General features: G+C 70.2%; 17 protein-coding genes and 1 pseudogene. 9 read left to right on the forward strand and 9 right to left on the reverse strand.

What is annotated here, in order from left to right; translation table 11 throughout:
- Position 1: 1 nt before the first annotated feature.
- Complete coding sequence (locus AB0P24_RS12190; protein ID WP_365792876.1) at positions 2-742, forward strand: NADPH-dependent FMN reductase; 741 nt, start codon at positions 2-4, stop codon at positions 740-742.
- A gap of 151 nt (positions 743-893) precedes the next feature.
- On the forward strand, positions 894-1,556 hold the full coding sequence (locus tag AB0P24_RS12195; RefSeq protein WP_365792878.1) for a TetR/AcrR family transcriptional regulator: 663 nt from the start codon (positions 894-896) through the stop codon (positions 1,554-1,556).
- Positions 1,557-2,399: 843 nt separating this feature from the next.
- On the opposite strand, the gene AB0P24_RS12200 is transcribed toward AB0P24_RS12195, so the two are convergent.
- From AB0P24_RS12200 to AB0P24_RS12230, 7 genes are all read right to left on the reverse strand, one after another.
- Positions 2,400-3,407, reverse strand: a complete 1,008-nt coding sequence (locus AB0P24_RS12200; RefSeq protein ID WP_365792880.1) for a TIM barrel protein — start codon at positions 3,405-3,407, stop codon at positions 2,400-2,402.
- A gap of 75 nt (positions 3,408-3,482) precedes the next feature.
- Positions 3,483-4,319, reverse strand: a complete 837-nt coding sequence (locus AB0P24_RS12205) for a carbohydrate ABC transporter permease (protein ID WP_365792882.1) — start codon at positions 4,317-4,319, stop codon at positions 3,483-3,485.
- The gene (locus tag AB0P24_RS12210) at positions 4,316-5,251 is read right to left on the reverse strand and encodes a sugar ABC transporter permease (RefSeq protein ID WP_365792884.1); all 936 of its coding nucleotides are present in this window, start codon (positions 5,249-5,251) and stop codon (positions 4,316-4,318) included. The genes AB0P24_RS12205 and AB0P24_RS12210 overlap by 4 nt, the downstream gene beginning before the upstream one ends.
- Before the next feature lie 113 nt (positions 5,252-5,364).
- A complete protein-coding gene (locus AB0P24_RS12215; protein ID WP_365792886.1) occupies positions 5,365-6,672 on the reverse strand; it encodes an extracellular solute-binding protein in 1,308 nt (435 codons plus the stop codon).
- Between the two features lie 643 nt (positions 6,673-7,315).
- A complete protein-coding gene (locus tag AB0P24_RS12220; protein WP_365792888.1) occupies positions 7,316-8,797 on the reverse strand; it encodes an MFS transporter in 1,482 nt (493 codons plus the stop codon).
- Positions 8,794-9,024 carry a hypothetical protein gene (locus tag AB0P24_RS12225; protein WP_365792890.1) on the reverse strand — a complete coding sequence of 77 codons (231 nt, stop codon included), beginning with the start codon at positions 9,022-9,024 and terminating at the stop codon, positions 8,794-8,796. Before AB0P24_RS12225 ends, AB0P24_RS12220 begins: the two co-directional genes overlap by 4 nt.
- Positions 9,021-10,121, reverse strand: a complete 1,101-nt coding sequence (locus AB0P24_RS12230; protein ID WP_365792892.1) for an LLM class flavin-dependent oxidoreductase — start codon at positions 10,119-10,121, stop codon at positions 9,021-9,023. Before AB0P24_RS12230 ends, AB0P24_RS12225 begins: the two co-directional genes overlap by 4 nt.
- Before the next feature lie 631 nt (positions 10,122-10,752).
- On the opposite strand from AB0P24_RS12230, the pseudogene AB0P24_RS12235 reads away from it, so the two are divergent.
- The 6 genes and pseudogenes from AB0P24_RS12235 to AB0P24_RS12260 all read left to right on the forward strand — a co-directional run.
- Positions 10,753-11,283 (forward strand): annotated as a pseudogene (locus AB0P24_RS12235) (recombinase family protein); the annotation flags it as partial.
- Positions 11,284-11,748: 465 nt separating this feature from the next.
- Positions 11,749-12,951, forward strand: coding sequence for a family 1 glycosylhydrolase (locus AB0P24_RS12240; protein WP_365792894.1), 1,203 nt, complete (start codon positions 11,749-11,751; stop codon positions 12,949-12,951).
- A gap of 26 nt (positions 12,952-12,977) precedes the next feature.
- Positions 12,978-13,799, forward strand: coding sequence for a glucose 1-dehydrogenase (locus tag AB0P24_RS12245; protein ID WP_365792896.1), 822 nt, complete (start codon positions 12,978-12,980; stop codon positions 13,797-13,799).
- 61 nt (positions 13,800-13,860) lie between these two features.
- Positions 13,861-15,672: a beta-glucuronidase gene (gene uidA, locus AB0P24_RS12250; protein ID WP_365792898.1), complete on the forward strand. Its 1,812-nt coding sequence runs from the start codon at positions 13,861-13,863 to the stop codon at positions 15,670-15,672.
- Positions 15,673-16,078: 406 nt separating this feature from the next.
- The gene (locus tag AB0P24_RS12255; protein ID WP_365792900.1) at positions 16,079-17,413 is read left to right on the forward strand and encodes an MFS transporter; all 1,335 of its coding nucleotides are present in this window, start codon (positions 16,079-16,081) and stop codon (positions 17,411-17,413) included.
- A 63-nt stretch (positions 17,414-17,476) separates the two neighbouring features.
- Positions 17,477-20,179 carry a family 78 glycoside hydrolase catalytic domain gene (locus AB0P24_RS12260; RefSeq protein ID WP_365792902.1) on the forward strand — a complete coding sequence of 901 codons (2,703 nt, stop codon included), beginning with the start codon at positions 17,477-17,479 and terminating at the stop codon, positions 20,177-20,179.
- A 271-nt stretch (positions 20,180-20,450) separates the two neighbouring features.
- Here the strand turns inward: AB0P24_RS12260 and AB0P24_RS12265 are convergent, their stop codons facing one another.
- Together AB0P24_RS12265 and AB0P24_RS12270 are read right to left on the reverse strand one after the other, a co-directional pair.
- The gene (locus AB0P24_RS12265) at positions 20,451-21,248 is read right to left on the reverse strand and encodes a sugar phosphate isomerase/epimerase (RefSeq protein ID WP_365792904.1); all 798 of its coding nucleotides are present in this window, start codon (positions 21,246-21,248) and stop codon (positions 20,451-20,453) included.
- Positions 21,245-21,862: a TetR/AcrR family transcriptional regulator gene (locus AB0P24_RS12270; protein ID WP_365792906.1), complete on the reverse strand. Its 618-nt coding sequence runs from the start codon at positions 21,860-21,862 to the stop codon at positions 21,245-21,247. The genes AB0P24_RS12265 and AB0P24_RS12270 overlap by 4 nt, the downstream gene beginning before the upstream one ends.
- 421 nt (positions 21,863-22,283) lie before the next feature.
- On the opposite strand from AB0P24_RS12270, the gene AB0P24_RS12275 reads away from it, so the two are divergent.
- The gene (locus AB0P24_RS12275; RefSeq protein WP_365792908.1) at positions 22,284-23,879 is read left to right on the forward strand and encodes an ABC transporter substrate-binding protein; all 1,596 of its coding nucleotides are present in this window, start codon (positions 22,284-22,286) and stop codon (positions 23,877-23,879) included.
- Positions 23,880-23,882 lie beyond the last annotated feature (3 nt).

A 23,882-nucleotide genomic window follows, 5' to 3' on the forward strand; every position in this document is an offset into this window, starting at 1 on the left:
GGTGGAGATCATCCTCGCCGCCTACCAGGAGGCCATCCTCATGGGTTTCGCCAACGGGCCTCTCGCCCCGGGGCGCTACGCCCTGCCCCAGTCCTCGCTGCGCCTCTTCGCCTCCGAGGTCATGCCTCACTTCCGAAAGGACTCCACCCCGATGAGTCACCTGATCGTCGGCATCGGCGGCACCACCCGCGCCGGCTCCAGCAGCGAGCTCGCTGTCCACACCGCCCTCGCGGCCGCAGAACGGCGTGGCGCCCGCACGGTGCGCTTCGGAGGCGACTTCCTCGCCGCACTCCCCCACTACGCACCCGAAAGCGCCGAACGTACCGACCAGCAACGCCAACTGGTCGAGGCGGTGCGCCAGGCGGACGGCCTGGTGATCGGCTCCCCCGGCTACCACGGCGGTGTCTCCGGCCTCGTCAAGAACGCGCTCGATCTGCTGGAGGACCTTCGCGAGGACGAACGCGTGTACTTCGACGGGCGGGCCGTCGGGCTGGTCGTGACGGCGGCCGGCTGGCAGGCATGCGGCACCACCCTCGCCGCCCTGCGCAGTACCGTCCACGCCATGCGCGGCTGGCCCACCCCGCTCGGCGTCACACTCAACTCCGGCCAGGGCCCGCTGTTCATGCCGGACGGCACCTGCGCCGACCCCACCACCGCTGCCCAGCTCGACCTGCTGGCACGACAGGTCCAAGAGTTCGCCCAGCGCTTCGCCGCTCCCACAGGGGCGGTACGTGTCGCCTGAGTCCGAAGAGTACGCGCGCCTCCCCCTCGTCCCGCGTATCCCTCGTTGCCGGAGCCCGCGGGGTGACGCGAGGAGAAGGCGGGCCGCGGGCGGTTCCCGCACGGTCGCCGACCACGACCGGGCGGCATGTCACGCTGCATACACTGACTGAATGCCCACCACGCCACAGAAGCCCCCACAGACCGGCGGTATCCGCGCCCCCAAGCAGGAGCGTAGTCAGCGCTCCTTCGACCTGGTTCTCGACACGACCCTCGAGCTCCTCTCCGAGAAGGGCTACTCCGGTTTCGCCCTGACCGAGGTCAGCCGGCGCTCCGGGGTGTCGGTGGGTTCGATCTACACCCGGGTCGACGGCAAGGACGACCTCTTGCGGGCGGCACAGGCCCGGTTCCAGGAACGCCTGCTCGCCGCGCAGCGCGAAATGACCGACCCGCAGCACTGGGCCGGCGTGCCGCTCGCCCAACTCGTCCCGCAGCTCATCGCGCAATTCGCCGACGTGCTGAACCAGCAAGGAAGGACCCTGGGCGCCTTCCTCCAGCGAGGCGCCGTCGACCCGGCCGTGGCCAAGGTCGGCAAAGCCGGGTACATGGACGCCCGCGACCGGTTCATCGACCTGATCCTCTCCCGCCGCGACGAGATCCGGCACCCGGACCCGATTCGCGCCGTCGGCTCCTGCTTCACCACGGTCTACGCCGCGCTCGCCAGGGCGTTGGCCCTCGACGTCGCTCCGGAGGCCGCGGAGGGCAGCGACTTGCCTACACTGATCGAAGACCTCGGCGCGATGACGCTCGCCTTCTTGCGCTACGAAGGACAATGAAGGCTGTCCGCAGCCGCTGTCACGGGTCGGACGATCTTGCGGTGTCCGGTGCGATCACGGCGTCCGAGCCGTCCTGGACAGCTCCGTTCAGGGGCCCGCGGTCCCTCGGCGACCCGGCCAAGGCGGCGGGGCGGCCCGCCGAGTTCCACGAAGGTCCTGCCCGGACCACGCCGTACGACGACAAACCGCCGGGGCGTACAGGCCGGCATGACGATCCGGCCGGCGCAGGGCGGATCTGCCGGAAAACGCAAAGCGCGAGCTGGGCGCCTTCTCCGAACCACCGTGGGCTGGGAGACGCAGTAGCCGTCGCGCACCGGCTGAGATCGGCATCCGGCGAGCGGACGCCGCCGCCGAAGCCGGCGGCCTGACGGTCCGGTACGGCCGGCGACTGCGTTGCGGCGAGTCCACGCACGTGCCGTCGGAGGCGACCAGCCTGGCACTGTTGTCCGCGTGGAGCGTGACACCGAGGGGGATGGCCCAACCCCATGGCGTGGACTGCCAGGCTACGGGAAGCCAGGGTGGTCCCACAGGCCTGCCACCCAACGGCCGTCACCACAGGACCAACGGCTGCAGGTCCGGAGCGTTCCTGACCGGCCCCGAGATTCCGCCGCGGTAGCCAGGAGAGCCGACGATCGGGCCGTCCGCCCTGCTCACGGCGTGGATGGTGTACCCGGTTTCAGGTCCCCAGATCGTCGTCGAGCGGTTCGCCGGTGCATCGACCGTACGCTGGACCGAGTCGCATGCCGCCGCGGTCCGGGCATGGTCACGATCGGTGAGCCGGTAGTGGATGCTCAACCCGGGCGCGCCGTAGGCGTCGTTGTGGCACTCCGCCCGGTCGGACGGTCAGGCGGTTTCGCCGAGCAGCCGGGCGAGCATGGTCTGCTGACGGCGGACCTGCTCCACGCTGTCCACCGGGACCGCGTCCTGAATATGCCGGTTGCCCTCGTATTCACTGGAGAGGTAACCGTCGAACCCGCCCTGGAGAAGAACGGGGATGATCTGCGCGTACGGAATGCTGTACTCGTCCCCGTCATCGGTCATCTCGTAGAACTTGGCCTGGATGTGCCCGATGAGGGACATGTGGTCGAGCATGGCCTTCGGCTCGCTCCAGATGTAGTGGGTGGCCTGTCGCGCGAGCCCGAACTCCACCGGTCCGCCGCCCCGGTAGTTGACGATGTCCATGAGGGCGTGGGTGTCCTCGTGGTTGTCGTAGGTGCGCACGATCAGGTCGACGAGGTCCGGCCGCGCGCCGTCGCGCAGCGCGCGTTCGCTCACCACCCTGGGGAAGCGCTGGACGTAGGTGCCCATGTCGGGCATGAGGCCCAGCGCGGGCGACTGGAGGCGGTACATGACGTCGAGGTGCTGGAGGATCCAAGCGTGCTCGTAGTGGAACGGGGCGTGCACTTCGAGGAGCAGACGGACGCCCCGTTCCTCGGCGTGGCCGGCTACGGACTCCATGACCTCGGGCGGTGTGTTGATGATCATCCGGACGACGGTGGCACCGAGGCGCACGGCGATGTCGATGTCGCGGCGGACCGATGCCACCTGTTCCTCGTGGCTGAGCCGTCGCCCGGGGTACAGCTTGGTGTCGAGAAACAGGTCGGTCGCCACCGGGACGGTGCCGTAGCGGTCCATCCAGCCGTGCCAGTCGGCCACGAAGGCGTCGGACAGGTCCGGGTAGCCGGGGATCGACTGCTCGGGGATGATCTCGATGCCGCGCGCGCCCGTGCTCGCGGCGGCTGCGACGCAGTCCTCCAGCGTCATCGTGCGCAGGAAGAACTCCTCCTGGAAGGAGTAGAAGCTGACTCCGCGCCTGATCGTGCGCGGGCGGGGCGTGAACGTGTCGGCCATGGATCCTGGTCTCTCCTCGGGGAGTGACGGCTTGGGCGGATGCCGGGGGTGGGGGCCCGGTCGGTGGCTACGGGGTCAGGCCTTGAGCCCGCCGGAAAAGCCGCGCATCAGGTGTCGTTGCGCGGCGACGAAGAGGATGAGGACGGGCAGCAGTGCGACGAGGATCCCCGCGAAGACGAGGTTCCAGCGGGTCGCCACCGAGCCGACGAACTCGTAGATCGCCAGCGGGAGAGGCACCTTGTCCGTGCCGGACAGGAAGATCAGCGGTGTGAAGAAGTCGTTCCAGACCAGGATTCCGCAGAGGGTGGCCACCGTCGCGGTCACCGGCCGCAGCTGCGGGAAGATCACACGTCGGAAGGTCAGGAAAGGCGTCGATCCGTCCAACAGGGCCGCTTCCTCGTAGTCCTTGGGCATGGCACGGATGAACCCGGTGTAGAGAAACACCGCCATGGGGATCCACATACCGCCATAGAGCAGGATGATCCCCAGGTAGCTGCCTACCAGGCCCAGGGAACGCATCATCGAGTACAGCGGGATCAGCCCCAGCTGGAAGGGCACGATGATGCCGATCACGAACAACAGGTAGAAGGCGGCGCTCCAGCGGCCGGGCCGGCGAGCGATGGTGTAGGCGCAGAGGGAGCCGACCACGATCAGCAGGGCGACGCTGCCACCCGTGATGATCAGGCTGTTGAGCAGGGCGCGGCCGAGGTGTGCGGTGCTCCACGCCTCGTCGTAGTTGCCGACGTCGAGGCTGGTGGGCAGGGCGGTCGGGGCGCTGAAGATCTGGCTGTCGGGCTTCACCGACGTCATGACCAGGAGGTAGAAGGGGAAGAGCCACACCAGCCCGGCCACGATCATCGCGATCTCGCGGGCAAGGGTGCGCCGGGTGTAGCGCTGCATTCCGGAGTTCATCGCATCCGCCTCTCACGGGAACGCAGAACGAGGAGTTGGGTGACCGAGGCGAGGGTGATCACGACGGTGAGGATCACGGCCAGGGCGGTTCCGTACCCGAACCGGCCGAGACTGAAGGTCTGCTCGTAGATGACCGTGGACAGCGTGTCCGTCTTCCCGGCGGGGCCGCCGCCCGTGAGCGCGACGACCTGGTCGAAGATACCGAGAGCCATGATGGTGGTGAGGGTGAGCGCGATCGTGGTGGCGGGAGCCAGTAGGGGCAGGGTGATCGCGCGGAAGCGGCGCCAGGGGCCCGCCCCGTCGACCGAGGCCGCTTCGGTGAGTTCGGCGGGAATGGACTGCAGACCGGTCAGGTAGATGATCATGGCCAGGCCGGTGAACTGCCAGACGGTCACCGCCGCCACCGCCCACTGGGCCCAGGTGGGGTCGGCGAGCCAACTCCGTTCCCAGGAGCCCAGTCCGACGGCGCCGAACAGGTGGTTGAGCGGTCCGTCGATCTGGAAGATGTAGCGCCAGATGTAGGCGGTGGCCAGCGGGCTGAGGACGGCGGGTGCGAAGAACACGGCGCGTACGATGTTGCGCGTCTTGATCGCCGAGTCCAGTGCGAGGGCGAGGGACATGCCGAGTACGTTGCTGGCGGCCACGACGGTCAGCGCGAGCACGAGGGTGTTGACCAACGCCTGCCGGGAGTCCGGGTCCTCGACGATCGTCCGGAAGTTGTCCAGGCCGACGATGTTGTAGACCGAGCTGAGCCCGTTCCAGTCGGTGAACGCGTAGTTGGCGCCGAGGACCGTGGGGACGTAGCGCACAGCGAGCAGGAGCAGCAGCCCCGGGGCCAGCCAGATCAACGGTGCCGTGGCGCGGCGCCGTGGGCGGCGCCCCGGCCGGTGTTCGGTCTTGGCGGCCGGGGGCGCCTCAAGGGTTGTGGTCACGGAATCTCCCTGCGAGGTCGGGGTGAGGGCGAAGGAGGCGCCCCATCGCTTTCGTCAACCGTTTGAGGAGGACAGATGCCGGCGGGCGCGGCGCTGCCCGCCGGCACCCGCGCTCACTTCTGCTTCCAGGCGTCGTCCATGCTCTTCAGGACATCGGCGGGGCTCTGCTGGCCGGTCAGCAGGCCCTGGACGCCCTTGCCCAGGTCGCTGTAGACCTCGGGGTTGGGCCACGGGAGGTTGATCATCGGGAAGTTGTGCTTCTCGTCGGCCAGGATGCCGGAGATTCCGCTCAGCGCGGGGTCGTCGAGCGTTCCCTTCAGCGGCAGGTTGCCGGTCGCCTTGGCGTAGACCTCGTCGCCGCCGCCCGTGGCGACGTACTTCAGGAACGTGGTGGCGGCTCCGTTCTTGGCTCCCTTGGTCGAGATGGCCAGCGCGTCGGACTGGGAGGAGTAGATGTTCGTTCCCTCCGCGGTCACACCGGGCAGCGGGTGGGCTTCCAGTTCCAGGTTCGGCGCTATGCCGCGCAGGGCGGCCAGCGCGCCCGTGGGGATGACGAAGGACAGGGCCTTGCCCTCCGCCAGGGCCGGGGCCGCCTGGGGGATGTCGGCCGCCTCGACTCCCTTCTGGAAGCACCCGGCCTTCTTCATGTCGACGATCGCCTGGACGGTGCTCTGCCAGCCCTTGCTGCCGGCGAACGTGGTCTTGCCCTGTGCGCGCTCGGAGTTGAATTCCGGCTGGTCGGCGAGCACGTAGTTGGCGGCGAGAGCGACGGCGAACAGTCCGGAGTTCTCCGCGCTGGCACCGGCCAGGGAGAGCAGGGACTTGCCCTGGCTGTTCACCTTCTTGCAGGCGGTCAGGAGTTCGTCCATCGTTCTGGGGATCTCGATGCCGCTCTTCTTGAGGGCGGTCGTGTTGTACACCTGGGCGACGACCACCCGGTCGAACGGGATGCCCCACAGGCCCCCGTCCTGGTAGAAGAGCTCGCGGGCGTTGGTGTCCACCAGGCCCTTGGTCCAGGACTGCTTGGCCAGATCGGCGGTGAGACCGGCATCGGCCAGGTTGAGCAGGGAGGTGAGGCCTCCCGCGCCGGGCGCCGCGTAGAAGACGTCGGGCTGGTTGCCGCCGCGGAGCCGGGTCCGCAGCGAGTCGGCGTAGCTGGTGCCGATCGGCAGGTACTCCGACTTCACCTTGATACCCGGGTACTTCTTCTCGAAGGCCGCGATGACCGTGTCCAGGGGTTCCGGCTTGTTCCCACTGGCCTGGCCGAGGAGGGTGAGGGTACCGCTGTCGGCGGGGGCGGCCACGGCTGCCGAGGAGGCGGCCTGGTTCTTGGTTCCGCCTCCGCCCCCACATGCGGACAGACTGAGTGCCCCGGCCGCTGCGAGTGCGATGACGAGGGTCGAACGGGAGGCTGCTGACATGGTGCTGCCTTTCGGGTTGGCGCTGGTCCGGCCTTCGCGGGGAGAGGACGGTGCCGACGGCGGAGGAACGTGTCCTGATGTCTGGGCGGCAGACGGGCATGGGCCCCGGCATGGAGTGCGGCGCGGGGAGGCGGCGGTGGGTTCACATGGCGCTCGGGAAGGACCGTCGGGTACGGCGGGCGTCCGAACGGCGCGGAGCGGGTCGGTGTCGAGCGGTCCCGGCACCGGACCGGAAGGGGTGTCACCGGGGGGAGGGAGCGGATCGTGTGGCGCGCTGTTCCGTGTGTCCGACCAGAAGCGCCGGCACCGACTCACCGGGGTGGGGTGGTACCCCTCCGCCCGTGCGGTGCCCGGCCGGTGGGCCGGGCACCGGCGGCGGATAACTTGTCGGGTTGGGCCACAATGCCTCCTCCGCCGTACCCGACCCGTTCTGGCGGGTGCATCACGTTACGGGCGAGTGTGCGCGCCGTAACGAACAAATTCAAGATTCTGATTCTAAAAATAAAAAGTGACCTAAGTCACTGTCTCGACGGCGGCGTCAGGCGACATCAGCTGAGCCGAGGCCACCGCCCGCCGGGCGGTGGCCACAACGCGTGCGGTACGGCACGCACGTTCCCGCCCCCGTCCCCGCGGAAGCACGGACTCAGAACCCGTCCTCCGGCGAGGAGGGAGCCGGTTCCGGCGACGCACCCCGCGGCAGAGCCAGGCCGCAGAAACCGGCTCCGAGAACCACTCCGGCGGCGACCAGCAGAGCGAGGCCGAAGCCCTGGGTCGTGGCCGCGTCCTCACTGGTACGCCCTGCGGCCGTGAGGGCGACCGTACGCGTGGCCGCCAGCGTGACCAGGACGGCCAGGCCAACGGCGCCGCCGATCTGCTTGGCGGTGTTGAGCAGACCCGAGGCGAGCCCGGCCCTGTCCGGCCCGGCGCCCGCGACCGCGGTCAGCGTCAGTGGCAGCCCGGCCACACTGAGCCCCGCCATGGAGAGGAACAGCGGAACCGCGACGGGCCCCGCGTAACCACTGTCCGGGCCGAGCCGCGACAGCCACACCAGGGACGCCGCGGCTAGCAGCGAACCGGCCAGGAACACCATGCGAGGGCCGAGAACGCCGACCAGCCGGGAGGCGGCCGCCGCGCCGAGCGCGACACCGGCGGCGCTGGGCAGCAGGGCCACACCGGCCCACAAGGGCGTCAAGCCCTTCACGTTCTGCAGATAGAGGGAGAGGAAGAACATGGTCGCCGGCAGCACACCACTGATCACGAGCGCCAGCGTGTTGGCCGTCATCAGCGGGCGGACACGGAACACCGCCGGGGGAACGAGCGGGTGACGGGCACGCCGTTCCCACAACAGGAAACCGGTAAATAGCAGCACAGCCGCCGCCAGAAGGGACAGGGTGAACGCCGAGGTCCAGCCGTGGCCCTCCGATACCACGATCGCCGCCACCAGACCGGAGGTTCCGAGGGTCACCGCGAGCGAGCCCGGCACGTCCAGCCGCCCTCGCACCGAGCCGCGCACCGCGCCCGGCAGTGTCCCGGCAGCGGCGAGGGACAGGACGACCCCCAGGGGCACGTTGACGAACAGCACCCAGCGCCACCCGAGCAGCCCGGTGAGCAGCCCGCCGAAGACGCCTCCCAGCGCTCCACCCGCCCCGGCCGCCGCAGTCAGCACGGCGAGCGCTCGGGCTCTGGCACGGGGGTGGGGGAAGGTGGTCGTCAGCACGGTCAGTGTCGTGGGCACCAGCAACGCGCCGCCCAGCCCCTGGACGAAACGCGCCGCGACCAGTTGCCAGCCCGCCTGGGCCAGGCCACCCGCCAGGCTCGCCGCGGTGAACAGCGCCAGCCCGGCGAGGAAGACACGTCTGGTCCCCAGCAGGTCGGCGGCGCGCCCGCCGAGCAGCAGGAAGCCGGCGAAGGTCAGGGCATAGCCGTTGACCACCCACTGCAGCCCGCCGGGCGAGAGACCGAGGCTCTCGCGCATCGACGGCAGCGCCACGTTGACGATCGACACGTCCAGCACACAGATGAACTGAGCCGCACAGGCGATCGCCAGGATCACCCACGGGCGGCTCCGGGCGACGGCGCCGAGGTCGGGGCCGTGGTCCGTGTGCTGCTCCGGAGAGGGCGTCACAGTTCGACTGCCAGATGGTTCGAGAACTCGGTCGACGACCTGCCCACGAGGACCTCGTGCCGACCGGGTGCGACCCGCGAGCGCGCGTCGGCGATGTTCCGACGGGCGAAGGCCCACCTGTCCGGGGGCTGGTTGGCGCAGGCGCCCCGCAGCGTCTCCGGCTCCTCGGGGCCGGGGCCTGTCGAAGCACCCACGGCCCTCTCGCGGGTGTGAGTGTCGCCGCTCACCGGGACCGGAACCTCGGCATGACCTCGGTGGCGAAGAGCTCCAACGAGCGCTTGCCCCATTCCGTGCGCTCCGGGGTCAGCGTCCCGCCCAGGAAGGCGCCGAGGACGTTGCCGATACCCACGTCGGCGACCTCACGCAGGTGCTCGGTGACCGTTTCCGGGCTGCCCCACAGGCACCAGGTGCGCTGCCAGCCGGGGTTGCGGGCATTGTGCACGGCTCCGAGCTCGACGCCGCTGAGCCGCTCGGCGGCCTTGTTGGCCGTGTGTTCGCGCTCAACCGCCTTCTGGTACAGGTCGATTATCAGCTGGAACTCGTCCTCGGCCTGCTCGTCGGTCGGTGCGACATGCACATGTTGGTAGGTGTGCGTGGTCCAGCTCAGCGCGTGGTCCACCAAGTCCTGCGGATGGCCGGCCGCCTCCAGGGCGTCTCGGTAGGCGCCGAAATGCCTGCGAAGGTGCGACAGGGGCTCGCCGTCGTCGAGCACGGGCGGAGTGAAGGCGGGAACAAAGGCCGGCTGCGCGAGATCGGCGGCCCGCTGGGTGCTGGAGGGACGCAGTGCCACCGACATGAGCTGCGGGCCCTGCGCCGAGTGCGCGACGGGCACGATACGGGAGACGACGGCACCCTTGTACGGCCCGTTGTCGAAGACTACCGGCTCGTCGTCCGGCTTCTTGTCCCACAGCCGTCGCACGATTTCCAGGTTGGACACGGAGAGCTGCGGGGTGTCCTTGTAGTTGATGCCCAGCCCGATCATCTCCTCGGGCGTGGTGCCGCTGCCGGTGCCCACGAGGACCTTGCCGTCGGTCAGCTGATCGAGAAGGTTCAGCCGCTCGGCGAAGCGGACGGGGTGGTGCAGCGGAATCGTCTGCACCGAGAAACCGAAGTGCAGCCTGGGCAGAAGAGCCGCGAGATAGGCGGCGAACATCATCGGGTCACTGGCCGGCGGGGCGTACCCGGTGAAGTGGTGGTCCGGCAGGAACACCGCGTCGAACCCGAGCCGCTCGACGTCGACGGCGTGCTGGACCATCGCGTTCATGACGTCGCGGTCCTCGTGCGGGCCGGCAGATCGGGTGGTGAGAAAGGCGGAGAAGCGCACAGAAACCTCCTGGCCGATGCAACGGATCGGGTAAGTGGTCGCGGGGAAATACCTTCGAGGGAATCGGACCGTGACGATCCCTGGAGAAGCCGACGCGACGATGACGCCCCTGCCACCGCGGCACGGACGGGCACACCGGTGAGCTCTTCCGGCGCGCGTCAGGACGGCACTCGCGCCCGCCTTACGGGCAGGACGGTGCCGCACGGTGACAAGCCACCCGGCCGGGTCCTGTCCCCGGCCCGGATCACTACGGACGCCCCCTCACATCAAATTCAGAATCCTGATTCTGTTGAAGAGTAGGCGTCGCTCCAGGCATCGTCAACAGACCTGACCGCCTCCGGGCGCAGCGGCGAGCTCGCCCTCCGCGCGGCCCCTGCGGCCACCGAGCGGCGCGGCGCGGTGCCCGGACGATGCACTTCGGCGGTGACTTCCTTGCCGCACTCCCCGCTACGCTCCCGAACACCCGAGCGGACCGACCGGCAGCACCGCCCGGCACCCTCTGAACCGACGCGACCGTGAGCAGGTGAGCACCCAGTGACGACCTCGCCTCTGCGCCGCGCCACATCAGCCCCGGCCGTGGTCGGCTACGTCCGCCCGGCCCGGCCGGAGCCCCGTCCCGCAGGTCAACACCCTTGTGCACGTCGGTGCCACCAAGGAGGACATCCGCGTCGAGCGAACCAACGGCCATGAAACCGCACGGTCCGAGCGGGACCTGCCATCGCCCCAACTCCGCTCCGGCGACGCCGTCACGGTCACCCGGCCGGACCGGCTCTCCCACTCCGTCCGGAACCTCATCGTCGTGGGCACCGAGCTGCGGGACCGCGGCATCCGACTTCACGCCGTCGCGCGGGGCATCGACGGCAACACCCGCTACGGACGCGACCCCTTCGGCATGGTGTCCGCCTTCGCCGACCCGCACCGCGAGTTCGTACTCGGCGCGACCAAGGACGGCCCGGCCGCCGCCCGCGCCCGCGCCCGCGACAGGATCGGCGGACGGCCCCCACGCCGCCGAGAAAACGGGAGCATGGAACGTTCCGGGCGCGCGAGACTTCCCACCGGAGCCCCACGGAGACCGACACGCCGTCGCCCGGCGGATCTCACCACCTACAAACCGGCGTCAACGAAGGCCGCATCACCGACGTCGAACTCCAGAAACACCTGACGGCAGGACGCACCGGCGTCCCGCTCCCGTGCCACCGCGTCGTCCTGATCGCCCGCCTTCGCCGCAGCTGTGCGGACCGGCCGACCGCGGCACCCGGATGATCTCCACCCACGAAAATCTCGCCAGAGCCACGTTCACATGTACGCCGACACCGGATCCCAAGGGCGTGAACGCAGATGCGTCGAGGCCGAGCACGACGGTCGCCCGCCCTTGAGCAGCCGGACCGCACCCGCCTTCCTCCTGTAACGCTCAGGTTACGAAATCGCCCTGCGGTCTTCCCCGTCCCACGATCCCGGTTTACGTTCCAGCGAAAACCAACCACATGGTAACCGTTGACGTCGGAGCACAGCCGTCGCTCGAATCCACGTCCAGCCACACCCCCGGCCCGAAAGGCGTGTGAAACCGCCCTCGGCGGCACACGTCCCGCCGGGCTCGTCGCCATCGGCACTCAGGAAGGCAGTCGACATGACCGAACTCGCTCCCGGTTTCCTCTGGGGCGCCTCCACCGCACCACACCAGATCGAGGGCAACAACCTCAACAGCGACTTCTGGGCGAACGAGGGGCGCATCCCCGGCATGGAGCGCAGCGGCGACGCCTGCGACAGCTACCACCGGTACCGCGAGGACATGCGGCTGCTCGCTGACGCCGGGCTCAACGCCTACCGCTTCGGCATCGAATGGGCCCGTATCGAGCCCGTCCCCGGCCTGGTCTCGCGCGCCGAACTCGCCCACTACCGGCGCATGATCGACACGGCCTTCGAGCTCGGTCTGACCCCGGTCGTGACCCTGCACCACTTCACCAGCCCGCTCTGGTTCACCCAGGAGGGCGGCTGGCTCGGCGAGCACGCGGTCGACCGGTTCCGGACCCACGTCGAGACGGTCGCGCCGATCCTCGAAGGCGTCGAGTGGGTCGTCACCATGAACGAGCCGAACATGCTGGCCATCATGGCCGGCATGGCGCGGGCGATGCAGAGCGCGCAGGCCTCCGGGGAGTGGCAGAGCCCCACTCTCGACAACGAGGGCCCGCGTCCACCACTGCCGGCCCCCGACACGGCCATCGGCGAGCGGCTCGTCGAGGCGCACCATGCCGCGCGAGAGGTGCTGCGCGAGCGCACCGGCGCCAAGGTCGGCTGGACGGTCGCCAACCGCGCCTTCGTGGCCCGTCCAGGGGCCGAGGAGAAGAAGCGGGAACTGGAGCACGTCTGGGAGGACCTCTACCTGGAGGGGTCGCGCGGCGACGACTTCGTCGGCGTGCAGTCGTACTCCAGCCAGTGGGTCGGCCCGGACGGCATCGAGCCCCACCCGCAGCACCCGGACAACACGCTCGTCGGCACCGCCTACCGGCCCGACGCCCTGGGCATCGCGGTACGGCACACCGCCGAGGTCACCGGCGGTGTGCCGATCCTGATCACGGAGAACGGCATCGCCACCGGCGACGACACACGCCGCATCGCCTACACGGGCGAGGCCCTGGAGCACCTGGGCAAGGCGATGGCCGACGGGGTGGACATCCGCGGCTATCTGCACTGGAGCCTGCTCGACAACTACGAGTGGGGCCACTGGGAGCCGACGTTCGGCCTGGTCGAGGTCGACCGCGAGACGTTCGAGCGCCGCCCCAAGCCCTCTCTCGCGTGGCTGGGCGAGACAGCCCGCCGCGGCCGGATCTGACCGCCCCGTCACACGGAGGACACACCGTGCAGATATCCGTACCCGACGTCTCGTCCAAGTCCCTGGCCGAACTCGTCTCGCTCTCCGGACGGCGCGCCGTCGTGACCGGCGCGGGCCGGGGGCTCGGCCGGGCCGTCGCCGAGCGACTGGCCGAAGCGGGAGCGGACGTGCTCGTCGCGGACATCGCGGACGAGCTCGCCGGCGCCGTCGCCGAGGATCTCGGCGCGCGAGGCCGGGGCCGCGCCCTGGCCGCCCATCTGGACGTCACCGACCCCGACAGTGTCGTGTCCGCCGCCGACCTCGCGGTCCGGGAGCTCGGCGGGATCGACATCTGGGTGAACAACGCCGGGGTCTTCCCCAGCGTGCCCGCGCTGGAGATGTCCGACCAGGCCTTCGACGAGGTGTTCGCCGTGAACACCCGCGGGGTCTTCCTCGGCTCCCGGGAGGCCGCGCGCAGGATGAGCGCCGCTGGACACGGGGGCGTCATCGTCAACGTCGTCTCCACGGCGGGGTTCCGCGGGACGGCCCCCGGGCTGGCCGCGTATGTCGGCTCCAAGCACGCGGCACGCGGCCTCACCCGGCAACTCGCCCTGGAGTTCGCCCCGTTCGGCATCCGCGTGCTGGGCGTGGCGCCGACGTTCGTGCCGACCGAGGGCAACATGGCGGCGGCCGCCGCGGCCGGGGTGCCGCTGGACTCGGAGGCGCTCTTGTCCGTGATGCGGCCCGGCCCGCTCGGCAGGCTCGGCGTGCCCGACGACATCGCCCGGGTGGTGCTGTTCTGCGCCAGCGACCTCTCGGCCTTCATGACGGGCAGCACACTCCTCGCGGACGCCGGTGAGACGGCCTGACGCGCACCGCCCCGACCGCCCCGATCGCCCTGACCGTTCCGAGCACCCGGTAGGAACCCTCATGCTCTCGCCCCGTACCACCCCCACCCGCGACGTCGTCGGACTGGACGGCCTGTGGCGGTTCGCTCTCGGCACCCGGGCCGGCGCCGCCCCGTGGGCGGCACGGCTCGCCCCGCCGCTCGAAGTCCCCGTGCCCGCCAGCTACAACGACCTGTTCGTGGACGCCGAGATCCGGGACCACGTCGGTGTCGTCTGGTACCAGCGCGACGTACGCGTCCCGCGCGGCTGGACCGACGAGCGCGTGGTGCTGCGCTTCGGGTCCGTCACCCACGCCGCTCAGGTCTACGTGGACGAACGGCTCGTGGCCGAGCACACCGGCGGCTACACGCCGTTCGAGGCGGACCTGACCGGCATCGTCGAGCCTGGCACGGAGTTCCGGCTGACGGTCGGCGTCGACAACCGGCTGACGAACGTGACCATCCCGCCCGGCACCATCACGACCGGCCCCGACGGCCGCGAACGGCAGTCGTATCTGCACGACTTCTACAACTACGCGGGGATCGCCCGCCCGGTCCGCCTGTACAGCACCCCGAAGACCTTCGTCGAGGACGTCACCGTCGTCACCGGGCGGGACGGCGCCGCGGGTACCGTCGGCTACCGGGTGGAGACCGCGGGCGAGCACGCCGACACGGTCACCGTGCGGGTGCGCGCGGTCGACGAGGCCGGCCGGACCGTCGCGGAGGGACACGGCGCCGAGGGCGTCCTGCGCATCGAGGACGTCACGCTCTGGCAGCCGGGCGCGGCCTATCTCTACGACCTGGTGGTGGAGCCGGCCGTCGACGGCGAGACCGTGGACAGCTACACGCAGCCCTTCGGGGTCCGTACCGTCGAGGTGCGGGGCACCGAGTTCCTCATCAACGGCGAGCCGTTCTACTTCACCGGCTTCGGCAAGCACGAGGACACCCCGGTCCGGGGCAAGGGCCACGACGACGCCTACCTCGTCCATGACTTCCAGCTCATGGAGTGGACCGGCGCCAACTCCTTCCGCACCTCCCACTACCCCTACGCCGAAGAGGTGCTGCACTTCGCCGACCGGCACGGCATCGTCGTCATCGACGAGACCGCCGCCGTAGGCCTCAACCTGGGCGTCCAGGGCGGCCTCACCGGCGTCCCGCCGACCCCCACCTTCGCTCCGGAGAACTTCGGCGGGGTCACCCGCGACGTCCACGCCCGGCATCTGCGAGAGCTGATCGAGCGGGACCGGAACCACCCGAGCGTGGTGATGTGGTGCCTCGCCAACGAACCGGCCTCCAACGAGGAGGGTGCGCGCGAGTACTTCGAGCCACTGGTCGAGCTGGCCCGCAAACTCGACCCGACCCGGCCGCTCACCTACGCCGCCGTCATGTTCGCGACGCCGCAGAACGACAGGATCGGCGACCTGTTCGACGTGCTCAGCATCAACCGCTACTACGGCTGGTACCTCTTCACGGGCGACCTCGCGACGGCGGAGGGGTATCTGGAGCAGGACCTGCGCGGGTGGGTCCAGCGCTTCGGCAAGCCGGTCATGATGTCCGAGTACGGCGCCGACACCCAACCCGGGCTGCACTCCGTGTGGGACGCGCCGTGGAGCGAGGAGTACCAGAGCGACTTCCTCGCCATGTACCACAAGGTCTTCGACCGCATCCCCGAGTTCGTCGGCGAACACGTGTGGAACTTCGCCGACTTCCAGACCTCCGCCGGCATCCACCGCGTCGACGGCAACAAGAAGGGCGTCTTCACCCGCGACCGCAAGCCCAAGTCCGCCGCGTTCGCCCTGCGCCGACGCTGGCACGGCCTGGATGGCGGCAAGCCCGGCCGGGCCACGGCCGACTGACGTCCGCGGCGTTCGGGTTCCGCCCGGGCGCATGCCGCCACCCCGCCACCCCGTTCGGCGCACGGACGGGCACACGGCGGCAGGGGACGGGACGGTCCGCGCGGCAGGGGACGGTCCGCGCGGCACGGGACAGGTCCCCGCAGCACACGACAGGTCCGCACTCTCGCGTCTCCCCACGGTCCCTCGCCGGCGTCCCCTGAGCCGACGCCCCGGGATCCCCCTGCCTCTGCCCCCGCGACCCTCCGGCACCGCGCGCGTCGCCGGCGGACGCCCTGGGGTCCCGACGGCCGGCCGTTGCCAGGCCCGTGACCGGCGCTTCGGCCCGGCTCTCCCATCTCCCCAGCTCCCCTTCTCCTCCCCCACCGGTGGCAGCCGCCGCTTGCGCTCATGTGACAAAGGAGTCCGCATGTCTCACGACAACCGGGACGTCAGCGTGGTGGTCACCCCTTCCACGACATCACCGCCGCAGGACGTCGAGGGCAGCCCCCCGATCGAGGCACCACCGCTGCGGAAAGTCGGCAGGAGCTACCTCCTGTGGCTGATGATCGCCAGCTTCGGCGGCTCCCTGGCCCTGATGGTCCCCCTCTCCTACTCCCTCGCCGTGCGGATCGACGACCTGGCGCCCGGACACGAGGAGCGGCTCGGGTACGTCACCGGGTCCGCCCAGTTCGTCTATCTGGTCCTCAGCCCCCTGATCGGGCTCTGGAGCGACCGGACGCGTTCCCGTCTCGGCCGCCGGACCCCCTTCATGATCGGCGGCACTCTGCTCGGCACCGTCGCGCTCGTGGGCGTCGCCCTCGCTCCGTCGGTCCTTCTGCTGGGCCTGGCGTGGGTCGTCGGCATGATCGGCTGGTCCACGGCCGGGCAGGCCGTCCAGAACGTCCAGGCGGACCGGGTGCCCGAGGAGCAGCGCGGCCGGGTCTCGGCGCTAACCGGCGTCATGACCCAGATCGCCCCGGTGATCGGCATCGGTCTCGCCTACGGGGTGGCCTCCAGCACCTTCCTGGTGTTCCTGGTCCCGGGCGTCCTGGGCGCTGCCCTGGTGGTGCTCTTCCCGGTGTTCAAGCCCGAGGGCGACTCCCGCGCGCTCGTGCGCACCAGCGGCGTGACCCTGAGGAGCATGGTCGCCAGCTACGGCTTCAGCCCGCGCAGGTACCCGGACTTCGGCTGGAACTGGCTCGGCCGCTTCGTCTTCTTCATGGGCCTGTACTTCAACACCACCTTCGGCACCTTCTTCTACGCGCAGCGGCTCGACCTGCCGGTCAAGGAGGTCGCCGGGATCGTGGCGGTCATCGGGACCATCGGCGTGGTGGCCGCGGCGGGCGGCGCCATCGGGGGCGGTTTCCTCTCCGACAAGCTCGGCCGGCGCAAGCTGTTCGCCCTGATCGGCTCCGCGGTGTTCGTCGCCGGGGCCGTCACCGAGGCGTTCGCGCACTCGCTGCCCCAACTGGTCGTCGGCGCGGTGCTGATGCAGTTCGCCATCGCCACGTTCAGCGCCGTCGACCAGGCGATCGTCTTCGCCGTCCTCCCGGACCGCGCCGAGGCGGGCCGCTACCTCGCCGTCGTCGGTTTCGCGCAGAAGATCCCCAGCGCCGCCGCCCCGCTGATCGCCCCGCTCATCATCACCCTCGGCGTCAGCGACGGCGGCGAGAAGAACTACACCCAGCTCTACCTACTCGGCGCGGTCCTGGCACTGGTCGGTGGCCTCATCGTCAAGCTCAAGATCAAGTCGGTCCGATAGCGCCGCCTCCGGCAGGCTTCCCGAGAAGCCATCCCCATCCACCGAGTTCCGAGAAGGCACAGCATGCACAACGCACCGTACGACCAGGACATCGACAGCGGCGGGGACACCTTCCCCGTATCGGGGACCACGCCCCGGCTGTCGTGGAAGCCGCCGTCGGACGCGGCGCGCCCGGTGGCGTACGAGGTGGAGTGCACCGTCGACGGCGAGGCGCGTCCCGCTGTGACCACCGCCGTGGGCGGGCACCGGTTCCTCCCCTGGCCATGGGCGGCACTGACCAGCGGGCAACGGGTGGCCTGGCGGGTCCGGGCACTCGGCGGCGACGACGGCGACCGCGACTCGCCGTGGTCGCGGTGGCACGCGTTCGAGGCCGGTCTGCTCGCCGCCGACTGGAAGGCACGCTGGATCAGTCCCGCCGAGACCGGCGATCCCGGCTACGGCAGACGGCCGGCGTACGTCCTGTCGGCCCGGTTCGAGGCACGGGCCGGGGTGCGCTCGGCACGGCTGTACGCGACGGCACTCGGGGTGTACGAGGCGTACGTCAACGGCGAGCGGGCCGGCACCGCCGAACTCTCGCCCGGCGCGACGTCGTACGACCGCACGCTTCACGCCCAGGCGTCGGACGTGGCGGACGCCCTGCGACAAGGCGGCAACCTCATCGAGATCGTGCTGTCCGACGGCTGGTACCGGGGTCAGGTGGGCGCGTTCCGGCTCCCGGCCGGCTGGGGCACGGTGACCGGTGCGCGGGCCGAACTGCACATCGCCTACGAGGACGGCGCGCGCCAGGTCGTGCACACCGACGGGACGTGGACGAGCGCGGAGTCGGCCATCACCCGGGCCGACCTCATGAACGGGCAGACCACCGACTTCCGTCTGCGGCCCGGGGCCGGGCGGCCCGGGGCCGGGCGGCCCGGGGCCGGGCGGCCCGTCCTCGTCGACCAGGTGGCGGCGTCCGCGGTCGGCTGGTCGCCGGCACCGCCGGTGCGCGTGGTCGAGTCACGCCCCGCGCACTCCGTCGTACAGCTCGAAGACGGCCGCTGGATCGCCGACTTCGGCCAGAACGCCTCCGGCTGGATCGCCCTGGGTGACCTCGGTCCGGCCGGCACCCGCACGGTCGTCGACTACGGCGAGCATCTCGGCCCCGACGGCGATCTGACGACCGCCCACCTGGACTCCGCACGCCCCGGCCAGGCCTCGATCCCCTTCGTCCAGCGCGACGAGGCCGTCTCCGGGGGCTGCGGCGAGACGTTCGAGCCGCACCACACCGTGCACGGTTTCCGGTACGCCCGTCTCCACCGCGACGGCGCCCCGCTCGACCCCGCGAGCCTCGTCATGCGGGTCGTCCACTCCGACCTGCGCCGCACCGGCACCTTCGCGTGCGGTCACGACGACCTCGACCGCCTCCACGAGATCGCCGAATGGAGCTTCCGCGGCAACGCCGTCGACGTGCCCACCGACTGCCCGACCCGTGAACGCCTCGCCTGGACCGGCGACTACCAGGTGTTCGCGCCCACCGCGACCCGCCTGTACGACGTCCTGGGCTTCAGCCGCAAGTGGCTGCGATCCGTCCGCGACGACCAGCTCCCCGACGGACGGATCGCCAACTTCTCGCCCGACGGACGCCGTATCAAGCACCACCTCGACGACCAGTTCGCCATGATGACCGGCTCGGCCGGCTGGGGAGACGCCGTCGTCGCCGTCCCATGGGAGCTGTACGAGTCGTACGGCGACCGAGAGATCCTCGCCGAGAACTGGGACGCGATGGTCCGCTGGGTGGAGTGGGCCCTCACCACCGCCCGCACCGCCCGGCACCCCACCCGTGTCGAACGCTCGCCCGAGCCGCTCGCGCACGAACAGTACCTGTGGGACGGCTCCTTCCACTGGGGCGAGTGGACCGAACCGAAGGAGAAGGCGGCCGACGGCACGCCCATCGACCCGGTCAAGGACAATCCCGTCGCCTGGTTCACGGCCGACAAGGGCGAAGTGGGCACGGCGTTCCTGTACCGCTCGACGGCGACCCTGGCCCGTGTCGCGCGGATACTGGACCGCGCCGAGGACGTGGACCGTTACGCCGAGCTCGCCGAGCGGGTCCGCGACGCCTGGCGCACCGAGTTCCTCTCCCCCGACGGACGCACCTCCGGCGACACCCAGGCCGGTTATGTGCGCGCGCTGTCCCTCGGACTCGTCCCCGGTGAACTGCGCGAGGCCGCCGCCGCACGCCTGGTCGAGCTGATCCGCGCGGCCGGCACCCATCTCGGGACGGGCTTCCTCGCGACCGGCGACCTGCTCCCCGTCCTCGCCGACACCGGACACGCCGAAGTCGCCTACGAGTTGCTCCTCCAGCGCACCCCGCCGTCCTGGCTGTACATGCTCGACCGCGGCGCGACCACCATCTGGGAGGAGTGGGAGGGCGTCGACGCCACCGGTGCCGCCCACGAGTCCCTGAACCACTACAGCAAGGGCGCGGTCGTCCGCTTCCTGCACACTCACACCCTGGGACTGCGCCAGACGCCGGAGTCGATCGCCTGGGAGTCCTTCGAAGTCGCGCCCGTCCCACACCCGTCTGTGCCGTGGGCCCGGGGTACCCACGAGTCACCGCAGGGCACGATCGCCGTCGAGTGGCGGACGGTCGGCGCCGAACTCACCGTCACGGTCGACGTACCGCCGGCGACCACCGCACGCGTCGTCTTCCCCGACGGCACCACCGTGGAACATCTCCCACCCGGCACGTTCAGCGCCACCCGCCGTGTGGAGAAGGCGGGTTGAGACGACCCGGGGGCCGCCGGTGACGCCGCGGGCGGTTCGCCCCTGTCCGCGGCGTCTCGTGCCCGAGGTCGCCGCGGGCGCCGCGCCCGAACTGGAGGCGGCACGTGGCGCCTGCTCGGATGCGCCGGCCGTCCTGTCGCCGACCGACGATGGCGGAAGCAGCCGCACCGACCGGCGCCTCACGCCGGCACGATCCGATCCGGACCCGCTTCCCCACGCGTGGCCCGACCGGCGTCTGCGTCCCCGGCGGACACCACTGGTTGACTGAGTGTCAGGACGCGGTGAGGCCACCCTGCAGGAGGACTTGCCGGTTGGCTGCGAGGAGTTCGAAACGCTCGGCTTCGGTCCGGTCGATCTCTGTGATGTGCCAGCGCAGATGGCTTCCCGCGCGCAACGCCGCCGGAATGTCGACGTCCCCGGTACCGATGGGCGTCTGCGGCGCGTCGGGTTCGGCGGGCCCGTCCTTGAGGTGGGCGGTCACGGCGCGTTCTCCGAGGCGCTCCAGGACCTCCACCGGATCCTGACCGGCCACGGCGGCCCAGTAGACGTCGACCTCGGCGAGGATCCCGGGGTCGAGCAGCTGCCACAGCACGTCGAAGGCGCGAGCGCCGTCCGGCAGCCGCACCCACTCGAAGTGGTGGTTGTGGTAGCCGAGCCTGATCCCCGCCCCGGCCAGCTCCCGCGCCGCCGTGTTGAGGCAGTCGGCGAAGGCGCGTACACCGTCGCAGGTCTCAAACACCCGTTCGTCGAATCCGTCGACGAGCCATGGGACAGGAACGAACGCGGTGTCCGTGCCGAGGATGCGGCAGGTCTCGATCGCGGATGCCTGGCTGTCGGCCGAGACGGCGACGTGCACGGAGCTGACGCCGAGGCCGACCGCGTCCAGATCAGCGCGCAACTCGGCGGCGGAGGCGGCGAGTTCGTCGGGGGACGTGTTCCACATGCCGAGCGCGAACGGCTCGACGTGCCGGTATCCGAGCCCGGCCAGCCGCGCGAGGGTGCCGGGGCGGTCGGCCGCCAGAGCATCGATCACGCTGTACAGCTGGACGGCGAGGGTTCCGGTTCTCATTCCTCGCCCTCTGGTTCTGATGTCTGCGGGAAGGCCATCCGCATGAAGGCCCCGACGGGGCCGATGACGTCGAGATCCTGGTCCAGCAACCATTGCAACTGCAGGCCGTTGAGCACGGCCTGGAGCAGGGTGGCCGCGTGTTCGGGGGCGAGCGCTTCGTGCAGGGCCCCCTGTTCCGCCTTCTCCCGCATGCCCTGCGCGAAGTTCTCGCGTACTTTGTCGTAGCGCCACACGAAGTATCCGTGTGCCGGATGATCCGGACGTGAGGCGGCCACGGCGAGTTCGATCCACAAGCGCATCAACTCGGGGGCCTGCTGGTGGTGACGCAGCAGGTCACCGAGGTACGGCGCCAGGTGATCCATGTTCGCGACCTGCGACTGGGCGTACTCCCACTCCTCGGTGTCGCGTTCGGCGAGCACTGCGGCGAGCAGCTCGTCCTTGTTGCGGAAGTGGTGCAGCAGCCCAGCGTGGGTGATGCCGACCCGCTCGGCGATGTCCCGCAGGGACGCCTTCGCGAACCCGTGCTCGGCGAAGCTGTCACGTGCCGCCCGGACGATCTCCGCACGCCGGGCCGGTGTCTTCGTGTACGGGCCGCGGCCCTTGGCCTGGGTCACAGTGCGCTTCCTCTCCCTGGATCCCGAGCTCTCCCTCGAAAACCTTCCAAGAGTCTATATTTCACGGCCCGCTCGGAGTGTGAGCGCCGACCGGCGCGAACGCAAGAGGTGCGACGCGACGAATTCGCGCCACATAACGCTCTGATTACGAACACGGGGCGCCCCCTTCCCGCGCCCCGCGCCGCGCCCTACCTTCCGAGTGAAAAGCGACCAAGTGGTAACTGTTGGCGTGACAGGGGCACCGGCGGAGCCGTGATCGCCGCAACCTCCCTGCTCACAGCGCACGTGCCGGCTTCACACGAGCTCCAACCCACACCCGCGCCTGTGCGTCCGCCGGTTCATGCGTCCCTGCACGGACGCGCCGAAGCACCGCACTGACAAGGCCTCGGCTCTTCAGGTTCCAGGACGAAGGAATCCATCCATGCGCACACGACCCTCGCTTCCCCGGCCCAGGCCTCGGACCCGTCCGCGCTCCCAGGCCATGGCGGCCCTCGGCGTCGTCGCACTGCTGGCGACGGCCACCTCGGCATGCGACAGCGAACCCGCCGCCACCTCGAACTCCGGCGCCGACAGGACCCTCGCGCTGTCCATCCTCGGCACCCCCAACTCGTTCGACCCCGCCCAGCTCGTCGAGGGCCAGTCGACCTACGTCTGGGACTCGATCTTCGACACTCTGCTGCTCCAGGACAACAAGGGCGAGCTGCACCCCGGCGCCGCGCAGAGCTGGTCGTACTCGAAGGACGGGCTCACGCTCACCCTGAAACTGCGCGCGGGCATGAAGTTCAGCTCGGGCGCGACGGTGGACGCGAATGCCGTGAAGGCCACTCTGGAGCGCATTCGAGCCACGCCCGGTCAGAGCCAGCAGTCGCTCGCCTCCGTCTCCTCGGTCGAAGCCCCCGACACCTCGACGGTCGTCATCAAGCTCAAGCAGCCGGACTCCACGCTGCTCGCCTCCCTGTCGACGGCCCCCGGCGTGATCGGCGACCCGAAGACGATGGCGAGCAAGAGCACCGCCCTCAACCCGGTCGCCTCGGGCCCGTACACCCTCGACACGAAGGCCACCGTCAACGGCTCGGTGTATGTCCTGAAGCGGCGGGACGACTACTGGAACAAGAAGGCCTATCCGTTCCAGACGGTCAAGATCCGCGTGATCACCGACCCGACGGCGTCGGCCAACGCCCTCAAGGCGGGCGAGACCAACGCCGGCACGGTCGACGTCTCGCAGTTGTCCGCGCTCAAGGCGGCCGGCTTCAAGATCACGCACGTCCAGGCGACCGCGGGCGCCTATCTCGTCCTCGGCGACCGCGCGGGCACCAAGCTGAAGCCACTCGGCGATCTGCGCGTGCGCAAGGCCATCAACATGGCCTTCGACCGGGAGAAGCTGGTCTCACAGCTGCTGCGCGGCTCCGGCAAGGCCACCGACCAGCTGTTCAACCCGAAGGACGAGGCCTACGACGACGCGCTCAACAGCGTCTACCCCTTCGACGTCGCCGGGGCCAAGAAGCTGCTCGCCGAGGCCGGCTACCCGGACGGCTTCTCGGTGACCATGCCCAGCCTCGTCTTCACCAAGAGTTTCGAGCCGATCTTCACCCAGGCGCTCGGCGACATCGGCATCAAGGTGACGTGGGAGCCGGTGCCCGCGCAGCAGACCGTCTCCGCCGTCTCCTCGGGCAAGTACCCGATGTTCCTGCTCGTGGAGGGCCTCAACAGCGACGCGATCATGACGCGCAGCTTCTACACCCCGACCGGTTCCCGCAACGTGTTCCACACCACCGACCCCAAGCTGACCACGCTCCTCGACAAGGCGGCCCGGGAACGCGACCCCGCCAAGTCCCGCGGCGTCTACCGGGAGATCAACAAGTTCGGCGTCGAGAACGCGTGGGTCGCGCCCGTCTTCTTCATCGGCAGCGACTGGGCCACCGGAAAGGGCATCACCTATCTCGGCGACGGCGCCTCGACGATGTCCACCATCCGGCAGTTCGGCGTGACCGGCTCGTCGCAGCAGTCGGGAGGGTGAGTC

It is taken from the genome of Streptomyces sp. NPDC086519 (assembly GCF_040686075.1).
In the GTDB taxonomy this organism is placed as follows: domain Bacteria; phylum Actinomycetota; class Actinomycetes; order Streptomycetales; family Streptomycetaceae; genus Streptomyces; species Streptomyces shenzhenensis.